Genomic DNA, 15,268 nt, shown 5'->3' with positions numbered 1-15,268 from the left:
GTGACTGCCTGCCAGGTGGATTTGGCGGCCCGCACAACAGAGTTCACCGCCACATCGGCCGCATCCGCAAGAGAATCGGGCACGCCCAAAAACCGGAGGTGCAAGCCGTCTCGGGGCTCCGGTGATTCGTGGCCTCCGCTGCCGCTCACCTGCCCGCGAAGCTCAAGAGGCCGTGCTCGCGCAGCATCCGGCGCCCTGTCTGTGTATGACACCGGCGAGGGCTCGGCGAGATCAAACAACCGATCGGCGAGTTCTGTGGCAAATGCAGGACTCGCCGTGGCATCGGATGCCAACCAGTCTTCGAGGCCGCCAGCCCCCTGTTCCCCTGCAACTTTGCCGAGAAGCACTCTCGTCAGGGCGGAGAGAGCGACCCGGTCACTACGGAAGTCAGCGCCTGATGCCAGCAATGCGGGGGTAGCAGGACGGCGGCCATCGATCGCCTTCGCAGAACCGAAACCCGCAAGGATGGGGGCACCATCCTCACTCAACAGAACCGAGCCCACACCGATAGAGCCGTGGCTGACGAGCGCATTATGCATCTCACTGATCGCATTGCACAGTGGCGCAACCAGGGTGACAACCTCGCCTATGTGCAGGGCCTGCCGGGCCGAGAACAGACGAGTGAGGCCGCCGGGCTCGTACCTCGGCAACACAAGGCAGGGGGCCAGTGTTGCCGAGGTCGCAACATCGATAACAGGCACGATGTGGGGATGGTCGAGCCGCAACAGCACCCTGAGTTCTGAGTCAATACTGGCCGCGGACACCTCAGGGCGAAATACTTTGAGAGCCACCAAGTCGGAACCGAACTCTGCGTCATCGGCGTTACGAACGACGGGGCCCGCGTCTCCTTCGGATTGTTCGGCCAGTGGCCTGCCCAACCAGACTTCGCACCTGTCCCCGGTGCCGAGGCGTCGAAGCGTGCGATACCCGGCGATGAAAGTCATGCTGCCTAGGCTCGCAGGGGACCAGGACGACGCCGTCCCGCTGTGAAAAGGTTGTGAGCGAGAGCAGCTAACGGTAACTGTGTGGGATCGAGGTGTCCGCAGAGGCCCTATTCTTGATGCATGGCACGCCGAGACAAATCAGCCCCGAAGACTCCCAAGGAACCGGGCCGCATTAAGCAGATGTACCAGGTCTTCAAGATGACCAAACGGTACGACCCCAGCTCCGTTTGGTGGATGCTGCTGGCCTTTGTCGGCCCGCTCGCCGCCGTTGTCGTCACCGGTATCTTCATCTCCGGCAACAACGTCTTTGGCCTGATCCTCTGGATTATCTCCGGCCTTCTCGCCGGCCTGCTCGTCTTTCTTATCGTCCTAAGCCGCAAGGCTGAGCGCGCTGCATATTCGCAGATCAAGGGCCAACCGGGCGCTGTTGGAGCCGTGCTCAAGAGCTCCCTTCGTCGCGGCTGGACCGCAAGTGAGATTCCTGTCGCTGTGAGCCCCCGCACTCAGGATGCCGTCTACCGTGCCGTTGGCCGCGGTGGGATCGCCTTGATTGGCGAGGGCCCCAAGTCGCGAACCACTCGCATGCTCGAGGACGAGCGCCGCAAGGTCGCCAGAGTTGCGGCCAATGTGCCGATTCACATAATCCACGTAGGCCCCGATGAGGACTCCGTCCCGCTCCACAAGATCGCCAGGACGCTCGGTAGCTACAAGAAGGCCCTCACCAAGGCCGAGGTTTACGCCGTCAACAACCGTGTGACATCGCTGACGACAAAGACGGGGCTCGCGATCCCCAAGGGCATCGACCCGACCAAGGTTCGCGCCCCGCGCCCACGCTAGTTCTTGCCACCCGGGCGACAGACCGGGCTAGCAGTCATAAAGGAGGGGCACACGAATACCGTGTGCCCCTCCTTTATCGCTGTCGTTTCGCCAATGGCTACCGCACCCGCACGAGCACCGTTCCGGCGATCTTGTCGTGAAGACCGCGCTGGTCGGTATCCCAAATAAGCGCAGGGATTACGAGCGCGAGTAGCAACGTCCGCACGAGGGGGCGCCAGATTCCCACCCAACCACCGCGAATGGGAACGACCCTCAGGCCGACGCAGAGATGGCCGATTCCGCCCGAGGTGAGCGGGATAAAGAGAACCTGGGTCGCCATGAAGATCAGCGTTGACGCCCACTGCTCGTAGCCGAAGAACACGGCAGAGAGAAGAGCCGCGAGGGCGAAATCAATGAGAAGGGCCGCAATCCGCCTCAGCGGCCTCGCGACCGAACGCGGTCCCGTTTCGGGGAGGCCGAGCCGCTGACCCGGCCATGAGGAGACGGACGGCGTGGCCTGAGTTGCTGATGGCATACGTCCAGTCTACGAGGCCAGTGACGCGTAACATGGGCGAAACAAAGGTGACACCGTGGGGAAACCCCGCACAAATAGCCTCCCCTTGTCTGCATTTGCAGGTGTCACTTCAACCTTCGCTCATTGGAGTCCAACGCATGTTCACTGATTCGTCCGAGGTGCTCAAGTTCATCAAAGACAACGACGTGAAGTTTCTTGATATCCGCTTCACCGACCTGCCTGGTGTGCAACAGCACTTCAACATTCCGGCGTCAACAGTGGACGAGGACTTCTTTCGCGATGGCCAGCTCTTTGACGGCTCGTCGATCCGTGGCTTTGCCTCGATCCACGAGTCGGACATGCAGCTGATCCCCGACGTCAGCACCGCATACCTGGACCCGTTCCGCGCAGAGAAGACCCTCATCATGGTCTTCGACATCTACAACCCCCGCAACGGCGAGGTTTATGGCCGCGACCCGCGCCAGGTAGCCAAGAAGGCCGAGAAGTACCTCGCGTCCACAGGCATCGCCGATACCGCTTACTTCGCCCCCGAGGCCGAGTTCTACATCTTCGATGACGTCCGCTACGAGACCAAGCAGAACTCCAGCTTCTTCTCCGTTGACTCCGAAGAGGGCGCCTGGAACACCGGACGCGTCGAAGAGGGTGGGAACCTGGGCAACAAGACGCCTTACAAGGGCGGCTACTTTCCCGTCAGCCCCGTCGACAAGCAGGCGGACCTTCGCGACGACATCAGCCTCAAGCTGATCGACGCTGGCCTCATCCTGGAGCGCGCACACCACGAGGTGGGCACCGGCGGCCAGGCAGAGATCAACTACCGCTTCGACACGATGGTGCACGCGGCCGACGACATCCTCAAGTTCAAGTACATCGTCAAGAACACGGCGAACGACTGGGGCAAGACCGCGACGTTCATGCCCAAGCCCCTTTTCGGAGACAACGGATCGGGCATGCACACCCACCAGTCGCTCTGGAGCGACGGCAAGCCCCTCTTCTACGACGAGGCTGGCTACGGCGGGCTCAGCGACCTGGCTCGCTGGTACATCGGTGGCCTGCTCGCGCACGCCCCCGCCGTTCTCGCTTTCACGAACCCGACACTCAACTCGTACCGTCGCCTCGTGCCCGGCTTCGAGGCACCCGTCAACCTCGTGTACTCGGCTGGTAACCGCTCTGCGGCCATCCGCATCCCGATCACGGGTACCAACCCCAAGGCGAAGCGCATTGAGTTCCGCGCGCCCGACGCCTCGAGCAACCCGTACCTCGCCTTCGCGGCGCAGATGATGGCTGGCCTCGACGGCATCAAGAACCGCATCGAGCCGCTCGCCCCGGTCGACAAGGACCTCTACGAGCTTCCCCCCGAGGAGGCCAAGGGCATTCCGCAGGTTCCTCGCGGACTCGCGGAGTCGCTTGAGGCTCTTGAGGCTGACCACGAGTTCCTTCTTCAGGGCAACGTGTTCACCAAGGACCTCATTGAGACGTGGATCGCGTACAAGCGTGAGCAGGAGATCCTTCCCGCCGCGCAGCGCCCGACCCCGATCGAGTATGAGCTGTACTACGGCGTCTAATCACTAGCCGTCAAATCACTAAGAGATAAGGGCCGCAGAAGCGATTCTGCGGCCCTTTTCTGCGCGGGGGGCCCAACGGGCCGCCAGCCGCTAGATCGTGGGACTAAAGGGCTTTTCCACGCCGTAGAAGCGGCGCTCGAAAACTGCCCGGGAATGCCGAGTCGTGCGGAGGTAGTCCTCCTCCAGATCCGTGGCAGATCCTGCAGGGTAACCCAGGATGCGGGCCACGCCGTCGAGTTGCTGGCGGTCGGTGGGCAGGACATCCGAGGTTTTGGCGGACCACAGGGTGATCGCCGACCGGATGCGCGAGGCCAAGATCCAGGCTTCGCGAAGCATATGCGCGTCTGACTCCGTCACCTCATCGGCGACGACCGCTGCGGTCAGGGCATCGAGGGTCGATGGCGTGCGGAGTCCGGCGTTCTTTGCTCCCAGCCTCAGTTGAATGAGCTGCACGAACCACTCGACGTCGCTGAGCGAGCCGCGCCCGAGCTTGAGATGGCGAGAGGGGTCAGCGCCCTGTGGGAGTCGCTCCGATTCAACCCGTGCCTTGATGCGTTTGACCTCGCGTACCTCGGACTCCGAGATCGACTCCGGGTAGCGAACCGCATCGGCAACAGCCATGAAGTCACGGAGAAGGCCGGCATCTCCCGCAACGCCCCGCGCCCGCAGAAGCGCCTGAGCTTCCCACGTGAGGGACCACCGGGCGTAGTAAGCCCGATACGACTCCAGCGACCGGGCGATAGGACCATTGCGACCCTCGGGGCGCAGATTGGCATCGAGCTCGAATGGCAGCTGCGGATCTTCTGTCAGCCTGATGAGGTCCGACACGATCCGCTCCGCGCGTCGCTGCGCGACTTCTGGCTCCACATTGGTGGGACGGTAAACGTACATGACGTCGGCGTCTGAGCCGAAGCCGAGTTCGCCGCCGCCGTAGCGCCCCATGGCGATGATGCCGAATTCGATTCCGTCGGGCTCGCGGCGAATCGCCGACAGCATCCCGTCGAGGAACATGCTGTTGATCTCGGACAGCCCGCGCCCGAGATCCTCGATCGAAACGATATCGAGCATCGATCCCAGCGCGAGACGCAGCACCTCGCGGCGGCGGGCCGCACGTAGCGCAGCCGCTACGGGCTCCGCCTCGGAGTGGCGCCGGAGCAATGCCGAGGCCTCCTCTCGCAGCAAGGAGGGCATTCTCGGCCGCAGGTCATCGTCGTTCTCAAGCCATGCTGCCGATTCAGGGAAGCCCTCAAGCAATGCGCCCACATAGCGCGAGCCCGAAAGAACCTCAGTGAGGCGTTTGGCCGCCCCGGAGGAATCCCTCAGCATGCGCAGGTACCAGTACGACTCCCCCAAGCGGTCGCTGAGCCGCCGGAACGCGAGCAATCCGTAGTCCGGGTCGGCCCCCTCGGAGAACCACTGAAGCATGACGGGGAGCAGATTGCGCTGAATCTGGGCTCGCCGCGAGACGCCGGTCGTCATCGCCGCGATGTGGGCGAGCGCACCCCGGGGGTCAATAAAGCCGATCGCAGCGAGTCGTGCTTCTGCCTGCTCGCTGCTGAGCGCCAATCCCGCCTCGGGCAGTGCTGCTACCGCAGAGAGGAGCGGGCGGTAAAAGAGCTTCTCGTGCAGGGTTCGCACGGCTGCCTTGCGGGCCGCCCATTGCTGAAGAATGCCAGCCGCCGTCGTTGCGAGCCCGCTGGCCCGCGCCAGCACTCGAAGGGCACCCTCGTCGCGTGGCATGAGGTGGGTCCTGGTGAGTTTGGCGAGCTGCACCCGGTGCTCAAGCACTCTCAGAAACTGGTAATCGTGAGCGAACTCCGCTGCCTCGGCACGGCCGATGTAGCCGCCCTCGGCGAGTGCTTCGAGCGCCTCGAGGCTGCCTCGCTGCCGAACCTGCGGATCTGAGCTGCCGTGCACAAGCTGTAGGAGCTGAATCGTGAATTCGATGTCCCGGATGCCGCCGGGGCCGAGCTTCAACTGAATATCGACTTCGTCTGAGGGGATGTGTTCCGTGACGCGTTCGCGCATTTTTTGCACGCCGCCGACGAAGTTCTCGCGCGACGAACTCCGCCAGATGAGGGGGGCTAGCGCCTCTTCGTAGCGGCGGCCGAGCTCCGTGTCCCCGGCCATGGCACGGGCCTTGATCAGAGCTTGAAACTCCCAGCTCTTGGCCCAGCGCTCGTAATAGGCAACATGCGATTCGAGCGTGCGCACCAAAGCGCCGTCCTTGCCCTCTGGCCGCAGGTTGGCGTCGACATCCCACAGGGCAGGCTCGCCCGCGAGTTCGGTGATGCCGTGCATGGTCTGGATCGCAAGCCGCGTGCCGATTTCGACGGCGCGACCCGTCTCGATCGACGAATCCGCTTCGACGACAAAGATCACGTCGACGTCGCTCACATAGTTGAGTTCGCGTGCGCCAGCCTTGCCCATGCCGATAACGGCAAGCTTGGTGGCGGCTACCTCATCTGCGGGGAACGGCACGAGAGTCCTGGCGATAACCAGCGAAGCCTCGATGACCGCGGCGGCAAGATCGGCGAGGGCACCCGTGACAGCGGGGATGCCCGCCAAAGGATCGCGCAGCCCAAGGTCATAAGCGGTGATCGCAGTGACGTGACGGCGGTAGCGCACGCGGATCGCGTCCCACGCGCGCTCCCCCTCGGCAGAACGTGCGGCCTCGACAAGATCATCCCGATACCGTTGCGCGGTCCATGGATGCTCCAGAGCGGATTCAAGAACGTCCAGCTGATCCGGATGCCGCCGCAGAAAATCTGCGAGCCCCAGGGACGCTCCCAGCACCCGGATGAGTCGTTCGGCCCCGCCCGGAGAATCCAGAACCACGCGGGTTTCGCTTGGCGCAGTCTCGAGCAACCCGAGCAAGAGAGTGAGCGCCTGGTCAGGGTCAGCAGCCTTGGCGAACTCCGGCAACAGCTGCGCACCGGAGTCCCCCAGGAGCTCGAGCCGATCCCGCGCCTCCCCTAGGCGCGCGAACCCTATGCGGGCAAGGTCGGTAAGGGAGGTGCGTTCGCGTCTCATCGGCCGGGCTAGAGCATCTCCAGATTGCGATTCAGCTCGTAAGGGGTGACCTGCGAGCGATACTCGCGCCATTCCTGGCGCTTGTTGAGCAGGACGAAGTTGAAGACCTGCTCCCCCAGCGTCTCCGCGACGAGTTCGGAATCTTCCATGATCGAGATCGCGTGATCCAGGCTGGCTGGCAGCGCACTGTAACCCAACGCCCGTCGCTCAGAATCGCTCAGCTGCCAGACATTGTCCTCGGCCTCAGGCTGGAGTTCATATTCGCCTTCGATGCCCTTGAGCCCGGCCGCCAGCATGAGCGAGAAGGACAGGTACGGGTTTGAAGCAGAGTCAATCGCGCGGTATTCGACCCGCGCACTCTGACCCTTGTTCGGCTTATAGAGCGGCACTCGCACGAGCGCTGAGCGGTTGTTGTGGCCCCAGGTAATGAAGCTCGGCGCCTCGTCACCGCCCCAGAGACGCTTGTAGGAGTTGACGAACTGATTGGTGACAGCCGTGATCTCCGGAGCGTGCCGCAGCAGGCCGGCAATGAAGTGGCGTCCCGTCTTGGATAGCTGGTACTTGGCACCGGCCTCATAGAAAGCGTTCACATCGCCTTCAAAGAGCGACATGTGGGTATGCATGCCGGATCCGGGGTGATCGGAGAGCGGCTTAGGCATGAACGTGGCGTAGACGCCCTGCTCAATAGCAACCTCTTTGATCACCGTGCGGAACGTCATGATGTTGTCTGCCGTCGTCAACGCATCCGCGTAGCGAAGGTCGATTTCGTTTTGACCGGGGCCAGCCTCGTGGTGACTGAACTCAACGGAGATGCCCAGATCTTCGAGCATGCGCACCGAACGGCGACGGAAGTCGTGCGCCGTGCCACCGGGAACGTTGTCGAAGTAGCCCGCAGAATCCACAGGCTGGGGCCCCTTTGGCCCGAACTTGGAGCTCTTAAGTAGGTAGAACTCAATCTCGGGATGCGTGTAGAAGGTGAACCCTGCATCAGCAGCCTTGGCGAGCGTGCGCTTGAGCACGTTGCGGGGATCAGCAACGGCTGGCTGACCATCGGGCGTCATGATGTCGCAGAACATGCGTGCCGTGGGATCAATCTCTCCACGCCACGGCAGAATCTGGAAGGTGGCCGGGTCAGGATGCGCGAGAACATCGGCCTCGTACGACCGCGTTAGGCCTTCGATCGCCGAGCCGTCGAACCCGAGACCTTCGGCGAAGGCGCCCTCGACCTCTGCAGGCGCGATAGCGACAGACTTGAGCGTGCCGACTACGTCGGTAAACCACAGGCGAATGAACTTGATGCCGCGTTCTTCGATCGTGCGGAGTACAAAGTCCCTCTGCTTGTCCATTGGCCCCTCGTCATGTCAGCAACCGGTCGACCCCCGAAGCCGGTGGCCGTGCGCTATTAGGCTACTGGCTATGGGACGACTTCGCTTAGCACTGGCGCAGACCAATCCGGTACTCGGTGACCTCGCCGCGAACAGCCGGCAGATCCTCGATGCTGCACGGCAGGCCGCGGCCCAGGGCGCTGATTTGATGATCACGGGAGAGATGGCAGTTACGGGCTACCCGATCGAGGATCTCGCCCAGAGGCCAAGCTTTTTGGTGGCATCTCTCGACGCGACTCGCACGCTCGCCAAGCAGCTGCTCGACGAGGGACTCGGCGACCTTGTCGTCATCGTCGGGCACCCCGACGGCCCCCACGAGCCCCGCTTGCTCGGCACAAGCAGTGCTCCAACAGCGATTGCGCACAATTCTGCGAGCGTGCTTCAGCACGGCCACATTAAGGCCACGTACGCCAAGCACCATCTGCCCAACTACTCCGTCTTCGACGAATACCGCATCTTCATCCCGGGTGACGAGCTGTTGGTCGCCCGAATCAACGGCGTCGACGTTGCGATCGTCATCTGCGAAGACCTCTGGCGAGACGGCGGACCCGTTTCGCGGGTGCTCGAGGCAGATGCTGGCGTGCTTGCCGTTCTCAACGGCTCACCGTTTGAGCGAGACAAAGATGAGGTGCGCCTGCCCCTCGCGACTCGTCGCGCCATCGAAACCGACACGATCGTGGCATACGTAAACCTCGTCGGAGGCCAGGACGACCTGGTCTTCGACGGAGACAGCGTCGTGGTCGACGGCCACGGCACCATCCTGGCTCGCGCCCCTCAGTTTCGCGAGCACGTGCTCGTGGTGGATGTTGATGCGGCAGACGCGACCGACACCGACCTGCCCGACAACGTTCGCCGCATCGACCTCACGACGCGCAACCACCCGAAGCCCGACCTCGCCCCGGATGTCGCCGAGCTCCCCGACGACCGCGAACAGCTTTGGAACGCTCTGGTTCTCGGCCTGCGCGACTATGTGAAGAAGAATCGCTTCGCGAGCGTGGCACTCGGGCTCTCCGGCGGCATCGACTCTGCCGTGTGTGCCGTTCTTGCCGCCGACGCCATCGGGGCCGAGCACGTCTACGCCGTCTCTATGCCCAGTCGCTACTCCTCTGACCATTCTCGGTCTGACGCTGACGACCTCGCCGAGCGCGTCGGCATCCACTACACAACTGAGCCGATCGCCGACCTGGTGATGCCGTTCGAGAACCAGCTGGGGCTCACGGGACTCGCCTCAGAGAACCTTCAGGCCAGGGTTCGAGGTGTGATTCTGATGGGGCTCTCCAACATGAATGGCCACCTCGTGCTCACCACGGGAAACAAGACCGAACTGGCAGTCGGGTATTCCACGATCTATGGCGATTCGGTGGGCGGATTCGCGCCCATCAAGGACGTTCCGAAGACACTGGTGTGGGAACTCGCTCGGTGGCGCAACGAGTTCGCCGCCTCCCGAGGAGAGATCGAACCCATCCCCGAGAACTCGATAAGCAAGCCGCCGTCTGCCGAACTCAGCCCTGGCCAGGTGGACCAGGATTCCCTGCCCCCGTACGACGTGCTCGACGCGATTCTCGACGCATACGTCGGGCAGAAACTCGGCGCGGAGGACGTTGTACAGCTTGGATTTGATCGCGCGACGGTCGACGAGGTGACGCGGCTTGTCGACCGTGCAGAGTGGAAGCGACGGCAGGGAGCAATCGGTCCGAAAATCTCGGGCATGGCCTTCGGCCGAGATCGACGACTCCCGGTCACCTACCGACCGACCCGTAACATCTGACCCACAGGAATAGAGTGTCGATATGAATGATTCCGATGCTGCCGCTGCGCAGGCGGCTCTCAAGCGCGTACGCACACGCCACTTTCAGTCGGCGAAGGAGAACGGGATCCCCATCACGGGGCTCACAAGCTACGACGTGCAGACGGCCGGAATCTTCGATCAGGCGGGCATCGACTTTCTCCTCGTCGGCGACTCCGCCGGCAACACAGTGTTCGGGTACGACACGACTCTGCCCGTCACGATCGATGAGCTGATCCCTCTCACGAGAGCCGTTGCCTCCGCTGCGACGCGAGCCTTCGTCATCGCCGATCTGCCCTTCGGTTCCTATGAGGTCGGGGCAGAGGAGGCCCTGCACTCCGCGATTCGGTTTATGAAAGAAACCCACGCCCACGCCGTGAAGCTTGAGGGCGGCGTGCGAAGCGCAGAACAGATCCGTCGCATCGTTGAGGCCGGAATCCCCGTGATGGGTCACGTGGGGTTTACGCCGCAAAGCGAGCACGGGCTCGGTGGGCACATGATTCAGGGTCGCGGCGATCAGCTAGACAAGCTGCTCGCTGACGCCCACGCCGTCGAAGACGCAGGCGCTTTCGCTGTTGTGCTCGAAATGGTGCCGGCCGATGCTGCTGCGCACGTGACCAAGGAGCTGCGCATCCCGACAATCGGTGTCGGCGCGGGCCCCCATGTCGATGGCCAGCTTCTGGTCTGGACCGATTGGGCGGGTCTCACTGCCGGTCGCATCCCCAAGTTCGTTCGTCAGTACGCCGACCTACGCGGTATTCTCACGGAGGCCGCGCTGGCTTTTCGTGCCGATGTCGCCGACGGAACCTACCCCGGCCCCGAGCACAGCTACTAACGAACTGCTCACCCGCCCACTCGAGAAAGCCCCTATGCACTCCGTACTCTCCCCTGCCCTGACCGGAATCTACGATCGAGCCGTCGCTCGTAGCACCGGCGAACCCGAGTTTCACCAGGCACTGCGGGAGGTCCTTGAATCCATCGCCCCCGTTGTCGAACGTCATCCCGAGTACCTCGAGACCGGCGTCGTCGAAGGGCTCGTCGAGCCAGAGCGCCAGATCATGTTCCGCGTGCCGTGGGTCGACGACCAGGGCACGGTTCATGTCAACCGCGGCTACCGCGTGCAGTACAACTCAGCCCTTGGCCCTTACAAAGGCGGCCTGCGCTTTCACCCGAGCGTCAACCTCGGCATCATCAAATTCCTTGGCTTCGAGCAGATCTTTAAGAACGCGCTCACCGGCCAGGGCATCGGCGGCGCAAAGGGTGGCTCGGACTTCGACCCTCATGGACGCTCCAACAGCGAGATCATGCGGTTCTGCCAGAGCTTTATGTCCGAGCTCTACCGGCACTTGGGTGAGCACACCGATGTGCCCGCTGGCGACATCGGCGTCGGCGCTCGCGAAATCGGCTTCCTCTTCGGGCAGTACCGCCGATTGACCAACCGCCACGAATCCGGAATGTTCACGGGTAAGGGTGTTCTGTGGGGCGGTGCGCAGGTGCGCACCGAGGCAACCGGATACGGTGCCGTCTACTTCATGGAAGAGATGCTCGCGACTAAAAACGAGGGCATTGAGGGCAAGACCGCGATCGTTTCCGGCTCGGGAAACGTAGCGATCTACGCAATCGAGAAGATCCAGCAGCTTGGCGGACGGGCGATCACCGCATCCGACTCCAGCGGATACATTGTCGACGAGGCGGGCATCGACGTCGAACTGCTCAAGCAGGTGAAAGAGGTCGAACGCGGCCGTGTCTCTGATTACGTCTCCCGCCGCCCGGGCTCGCGCCTCATTGCTGATGGCCGAGTGTGGGATGTTCCCGCGCAGCTGGCGTTCCCTTCCGCAACGCAGAACGAGCTCCTGCTGAGCGACGCTCAGCGCCTCATTGCCAACGGCGTAATCGCCGTCTCTGAGGGCGCCAACATGCCGACCACCCCGGATGCCGTGGAGCTTCTCCAGGAGGCCGGCGTTCTCTTCGCCCCCGGCAAGGCCGCAAACGCCGGAGGTGTTGCAACCTCGGCCCTCGAGATGAGCCAGAATGCCTCGCGTCAGCGCTGGGACTTCTCCCAAAGCGAGGACCGCCTGCACACCATCATGAAAGACGTACATCGCTCCGCCTATGAGGCAGCCGAGCATTACGGCGCTCCCGGAAACTACGTCGTCGGCGCCAACGCGGCGGGATTCCGTCGGGTGGCAGACGCAATGATCGCTCAGGGGCTCATCTAGCCCGCAAAGGCAGCCCAGCGGATGAATCGCGCGAGAATCACTTATTCTCGCGCGATTCCTCTTCTGCCCACTTGCGCGCTCTCTCGGCGATTATGGCCGGAGCAGCCAGCGCCTCTTCTTTGGTAGCAAAGGGGCCAGCGCGATCGATAGCAGGCGAAACCATGCCCTCTTCAACCTCGCCGGTGCGGGTGTTGTACCACCACTCGGACATGAGACCTCCCGGAGTCAACCTAAGATCGATCTTATGCCCAAGGATTCACACGGTCACCTGATCCCGGGAGTGGTCTCCCCCCAACGACAGGTGCCGACGAGTATCCCTCGGCCCGAGTATGTGGGCAAAGCAGCTCCCACAAAGCACACGGGCGGCGATGTTTACGCCCCCGACGAGATCGCCCTCATACGCGAATCCGGTCGAATTGCCGCTCAGGCAATTCAGCTCGTTGGCGAGAACATTCGCCCCGGTGTCACGACCGAGGAGCTCGACCGTATCGCTCATGAGTTCCTGGTGGCCAACGAGGCCTACCCGTCGACGCTGGGCTACCGCGGATTCCCCAAGTCGCTCTGCAGCTCGGTCAACGAGGTCATCTGCCACGGCATCCCCGACGACACCGTGCTCGACAATGGCGACATCGTGAATATCGACATCACGGCGTTCAAGAACGGCTTTCACGGCGACTCCAACTACACGTTCATCGTCGGAGAAGCATCGCAAGAGGTGACAGATCTGGTCACCCGCACGCAGGAGGCTTTAGCACGGGGAATCAAGGCTGTCGCGCCAGGCCGTCAGGTGAATGTGATCGGTCGAGCAATCGAGGCCTACGCCAAGCGTTTCGGTTACGGCGTCGTTCGGGACTTCACGGGCCACGGAGTTGGGGCAGCCTTCCACTCGGGGCTGATCATCCCGCACTATGATTCAGCGCCCCAGTTCGATGACATCATCGAGGTCGGAATGGTCTTCACCATCGAGCCGATGCTCACCCTCGGCACGCACGAGTGGGACATGTGGCCCGACGATTGGACAGTCACGACCAAGGACAAAAGCATCACGGCACAGTTCGAGCACACGCTCGTGGTGACCGAGCGTGGCGCCGAGATATTGACCCTTCCCTAACGAGTCTCAGGACCCTGCGACAAGGAGCCTTTCTGATGCACGACATCGCCCTCGGAATCGACATCGGCGGCACGGGCATCAAGGGTGCCGTCGTTGATCTATCGACCGGAACGCTCGTCTCTGAGCGGCTCAAGGTTGCAACCCCGCCGGGCGGAGCACCGAACGACATCGTCAATGCAGTTCGCGAGATCGTGGATCAGGTAGGTCATCTTGAGCCACAAACCCCTGTCGGGATTTGTTTTCCTGCCGTGGTCTCGCACGGCCGCACGATGTCTGCGGCGAACGTGTCACCGGAGTGGATTGGGCTCGAGGCAGAGAACCTCTTCGAACAGGCGCTCGGACGAGACATCCACTTCATCAACGACGCAGATGCCGCTGGCTACGCGGAATCCCGGTACGGGGCTGCGCGGGGCGTGAGCGGGCTCGTGATCATGACGACGCTCGGAACGGGCATCGGCACCGCCTTCATTCATGACGGCACGCTGATTCCCAACATCGAACTCGGTCACCTTGAGATTGATGGCATCGACTGGGAGACCGTTGCCGCGAACTCAGCCCGGGAACGTGAGGGGCTCGGCTGGCAAGAATGGGCCGATCGGCTCCAGCGCTTCTACGAGTATCTTGAGCGGTACTTCAGCCCAAGTCTCTTCATCGTGGGCGGCGGTGTGTCGAAGTCGGCAGAGGAATTCTTGCCCCTGCTCTCGCTCTCGACGCCCATTGTCGCCGCGACGCTGCGCAACAACTCCGGAATCATGGGCGCGGCCGCTCTCGCCCGCAATCCCACGTAGGAGAGCGACACAGGGGTAAAACGAATGGGCCGGCTGATACGCCGGGTTCTGTTCACGCCGAGCCGAAGCCCCGCGCTGGACGGCCATCTATCTCGTGACTACGTTGCCGCAGCCCTCTAGCGGTCTACCCGAAAGCTGGGCGGGCAGCCCTTAGCGCTTTCTGTCTGACCTTGCTCCGGACGAGGTTTACCCAGCCAGCCCGATCACTCGGGCTGCTGGTGGTCTCTTACACCACCGTTTCACCCTTACCGCCGATGCTTCCCGAAGGGAGCGCCGGAGGCGGTCTGCTTTCTGTTGCACTTTCTCGCGGGTTGCCCCGGGTGGGTGTTACCCACCGTCCTGCCCTATGGAGCCCGGACGTTCCTCGGCAGTCTGGTTCCAAGAACCAGACTGACGCGACCGTCTTGCCGACCCATTCGCGCTGCCAGTCTACCGGGCAGCGCGAATGCTCAGATCAGATGCCGGATTCGTCGGTGCGAATCAGGATGGCTTCAGAATCGGGGCACAGGATGACGTCGTCAGGAGCTGCGGCACGGATGCGTGCCATGTCGTTCTCGTTGAGCTTCACGCCACTGGCAGAGGAGACTCCTCCGCGCAGCAGCGACGCACCGAGACCGTAACGCGAACGCTGGCGCTCATACAGCGCGAGAAGATCCTCAGGAATCTTCGATGCGATTGTCTGTCGGTTTGCAGCAGCGTGAACCCGCTCGCTTGCAAGAGTCTTGAGTGACGCATCGCGCTCGGCTTCAACCTGACTCGCCGTTGCCTTCAACTCGTCAAACTCTGCCTTGGTAGCTCGCGCCGTTGCTTCGACTTCTTCGAGTCGCGTCATGACAACGAGCTGGATGTCTTCGAGATCGTCACGGCGTCGGCGAAGGGAGGTGAGTTCATGCTCCAGGCCTGCGACGTCTTTGACCGAGGTGGAGGTCTCGAGCCGTGCCGTGTCGCGCGCGATACGCGCCTCGACCACGGCAACATCGGCCGCCCGCATCCTCTACGTCTCGGCGACCGGGGCCACCACGGTTCACAACCTCGCCTACGCCCAGCGGCTCGGGCTTTGGGGCGGTGATGATTTCCCGTTCGCCACCC

General features: G+C 62.7%; 14 protein-coding genes and 1 other RNA gene. 8 read left to right on the top strand and 7 right to left on the bottom strand.

What is annotated here, in order from left to right:
* Window positions 1–944: protein kinase domain-containing protein (locus tag AC062T_RS05045; protein WP_476027972.1), on the bottom strand; the 944-nt coding region annotated here is incomplete at its 3' end.
* Window positions 945–1,064: 120 nt separating this feature from the next.
* Here AC062T_RS05045 and AC062T_RS05040 point away from each other — a divergent pair.
* The gene (locus tag AC062T_RS05040; protein ID WP_476027970.1) at window positions 1,065–1,781 is read left to right on the top strand and encodes a DUF4191 domain-containing protein; all 717 of its coding nucleotides are present in this window, start codon (window positions 1,065–1,067) and stop codon (window positions 1,779–1,781) included.
* 97 nt (window positions 1,782–1,878) lie between these two features.
* Here AC062T_RS05040 and AC062T_RS05035 read toward each other — a convergent pair whose 3' ends face one another.
* On the bottom strand, window positions 1,879–2,295 hold the full coding sequence (locus tag AC062T_RS05035) for an RDD family protein (protein WP_476027968.1): 417 nt from the start codon (window positions 2,293–2,295) through the stop codon (window positions 1,879–1,881).
* Between the two features lie 137 nt (window positions 2,296–2,432).
* Here AC062T_RS05035 and glnA (AC062T_RS05030) point away from each other — a divergent pair, with 137 nt between their 5' ends.
* Window positions 2,433–3,857, top strand: a complete 1,425-nt coding sequence (gene glnA, locus AC062T_RS05030) for a type I glutamate--ammonia ligase (protein ID WP_108516644.1) — start codon at window positions 2,433–2,435, stop codon at window positions 3,855–3,857.
* Between the two features lie 90 nt (window positions 3,858–3,947).
* On the opposite strand, the gene AC062T_RS05025 is transcribed toward glnA (AC062T_RS05030), so the two are convergent.
* Window positions 3,948–6,890 carry a bifunctional [glutamine synthetase] adenylyltransferase/[glutamine synthetase]-adenylyl-L-tyrosine phosphorylase gene (locus AC062T_RS05025; protein ID WP_476027965.1) on the bottom strand — a complete coding sequence of 981 codons (2,943 nt, stop codon included), beginning with the start codon at window positions 6,888–6,890 and terminating at the stop codon, window positions 3,948–3,950.
* Between the two features lie 8 nt (window positions 6,891–6,898).
* The gene (gene glnA / locus AC062T_RS05020; RefSeq protein WP_108516648.1) at window positions 6,899–8,236 is read right to left on the bottom strand and encodes a type I glutamate--ammonia ligase; all 1,338 of its coding nucleotides are present in this window, start codon (window positions 8,234–8,236) and stop codon (window positions 6,899–6,901) included.
* A 70-nt stretch (window positions 8,237–8,306) separates the two neighbouring features.
* Between glnA (AC062T_RS05020) and AC062T_RS05015 the strand changes: the two genes are divergently transcribed.
* The 3 genes from AC062T_RS05015 to gdhA are packed head-to-tail and all read left to right on the top strand — an operon-like array spanning window position 8,307 to window position 12,280.
* Entirely contained in the window at window positions 8,307–10,043 is a 1,737-nt protein-coding gene (locus AC062T_RS05015; RefSeq protein WP_476027962.1) for an NAD+ synthase, read from the top strand.
* A gap of 22 nt (window positions 10,044–10,065) precedes the next feature.
* Window positions 10,066–10,896, top strand: a complete 831-nt coding sequence (panB, locus tag AC062T_RS05010; protein ID WP_108516651.1) for a 3-methyl-2-oxobutanoate hydroxymethyltransferase — start codon at window positions 10,066–10,068, stop codon at window positions 10,894–10,896.
* A 34-nt stretch (window positions 10,897–10,930) separates the two neighbouring features.
* Entirely contained in the window at window positions 10,931–12,280 is a 1,350-nt protein-coding gene (gene gdhA / locus AC062T_RS05005; RefSeq protein ID WP_476027960.1) for an NADP-specific glutamate dehydrogenase, read from the top strand.
* A gap of 37 nt (window positions 12,281–12,317) precedes the next feature.
* Here gdhA and AC062T_RS05000 read toward each other — a convergent pair whose 3' ends face one another.
* Window positions 12,318–12,491: an SPOR domain-containing protein gene (locus AC062T_RS05000; protein WP_476027958.1), complete on the bottom strand. Its 174-nt coding sequence runs from the start codon at window positions 12,489–12,491 to the stop codon at window positions 12,318–12,320.
* 33 nt (window positions 12,492–12,524) lie between these two features.
* Here AC062T_RS05000 and map point away from each other — a divergent pair, with 33 nt between their 5' ends.
* Together map and ppgK are read left to right on the top strand one after the other, a co-directional pair.
* Window positions 12,525–13,391, top strand: coding sequence for a type I methionyl aminopeptidase (gene map, locus AC062T_RS04995; protein WP_476027956.1), 867 nt, complete (start codon window positions 12,525–12,527; stop codon window positions 13,389–13,391).
* Between the two features lie 35 nt (window positions 13,392–13,426).
* Window positions 13,427–14,179, top strand: coding sequence for a polyphosphate--glucose phosphotransferase (gene ppgK / locus AC062T_RS04990; RefSeq protein ID WP_108516657.1), 753 nt, complete (start codon window positions 13,427–13,429; stop codon window positions 14,177–14,179).
* Between the two features lie 21 nt (window positions 14,180–14,200).
* Here ppgK and rnpB read toward each other — a convergent pair.
* Together rnpB and AC062T_RS04980 are read right to left on the bottom strand one after the other, a co-directional pair.
* Window positions 14,201–14,594: RNase P RNA component class A (gene rnpB / locus AC062T_RS04985), an RNA gene on the bottom strand.
* Between the two features lie 39 nt (window positions 14,595–14,633).
* Window positions 14,634–15,149 (bottom strand): zinc ribbon domain-containing protein, encoded by a 516-nt coding sequence (locus AC062T_RS04980; protein WP_476027953.1) that lies wholly within the window; start codon window positions 15,147–15,149, stop codon window positions 14,634–14,636.
* On the opposite strand from AC062T_RS04980, the gene AC062T_RS04975 reads away from it, so the two are divergent.
* Window positions 15,061–15,268 (top strand): strawberry notch-like NTP hydrolase domain-containing protein (locus tag AC062T_RS04975; protein WP_476027951.1); only part of this gene is annotated, 208 nt, incomplete at its 3' end. The genes AC062T_RS04980 and AC062T_RS04975 overlap by 89 nt on opposite strands.

The sequence above is a fragment of the Homoserinimonas sp. genome (assembly GCF_056262345.1).
Note: the sequence above shows the minus strand (reverse complement) of the source record. Positions and strands in the feature narration are given on the sequence as shown.

Coding starts and splice junctions, on each gene's coding strand:
- AC062T_RS05040 (WP_476027970.1), top strand. CDS start 1,065: ATGGCACGCCGAGACAAATCAGCCCCGAAGACTCCCAAGGAACCGGGC.
- AC062T_RS05035 (WP_476027968.1), bottom strand. CDS start 2,295: ATGCCATCAGCAACTCAGGCCACGCCGTCCGTCTCCTCATGGCCGGGT.
- glnA (WP_108516644.1), top strand. CDS start 2,433: ATGTTCACTGATTCGTCCGAGGTGCTCAAGTTCATCAAAGACAACGAC.
- AC062T_RS05025 (WP_476027965.1), bottom strand. CDS start 6,890: ATGAGACGCGAACGCACCTCCCTTACCGACCTTGCCCGCATAGGGTTC.
- glnA (WP_108516648.1), bottom strand. CDS start 8,236: ATGGACAAGCAGAGGGACTTTGTACTCCGCACGATCGAAGAACGCGGC.
- AC062T_RS05015 (WP_476027962.1), top strand. CDS start 8,307: ATGGGACGACTTCGCTTAGCACTGGCGCAGACCAATCCGGTACTCGGT.
- panB (WP_108516651.1), top strand. CDS start 10,066: ATGAATGATTCCGATGCTGCCGCTGCGCAGGCGGCTCTCAAGCGCGTA.
- gdhA (WP_476027960.1), top strand. CDS start 10,931: ATGCACTCCGTACTCTCCCCTGCCCTGACCGGAATCTACGATCGAGCC.
- AC062T_RS05000 (WP_476027958.1), bottom strand. CDS start 12,491: ATGTCCGAGTGGTGGTACAACACCCGCACCGGCGAGGTTGAAGAGGGC.
- map (WP_476027956.1), top strand. CDS start 12,525: ATGCCCAAGGATTCACACGGTCACCTGATCCCGGGAGTGGTCTCCCCC.
- ppgK (WP_108516657.1), top strand. CDS start 13,427: ATGCACGACATCGCCCTCGGAATCGACATCGGCGGCACGGGCATCAAG.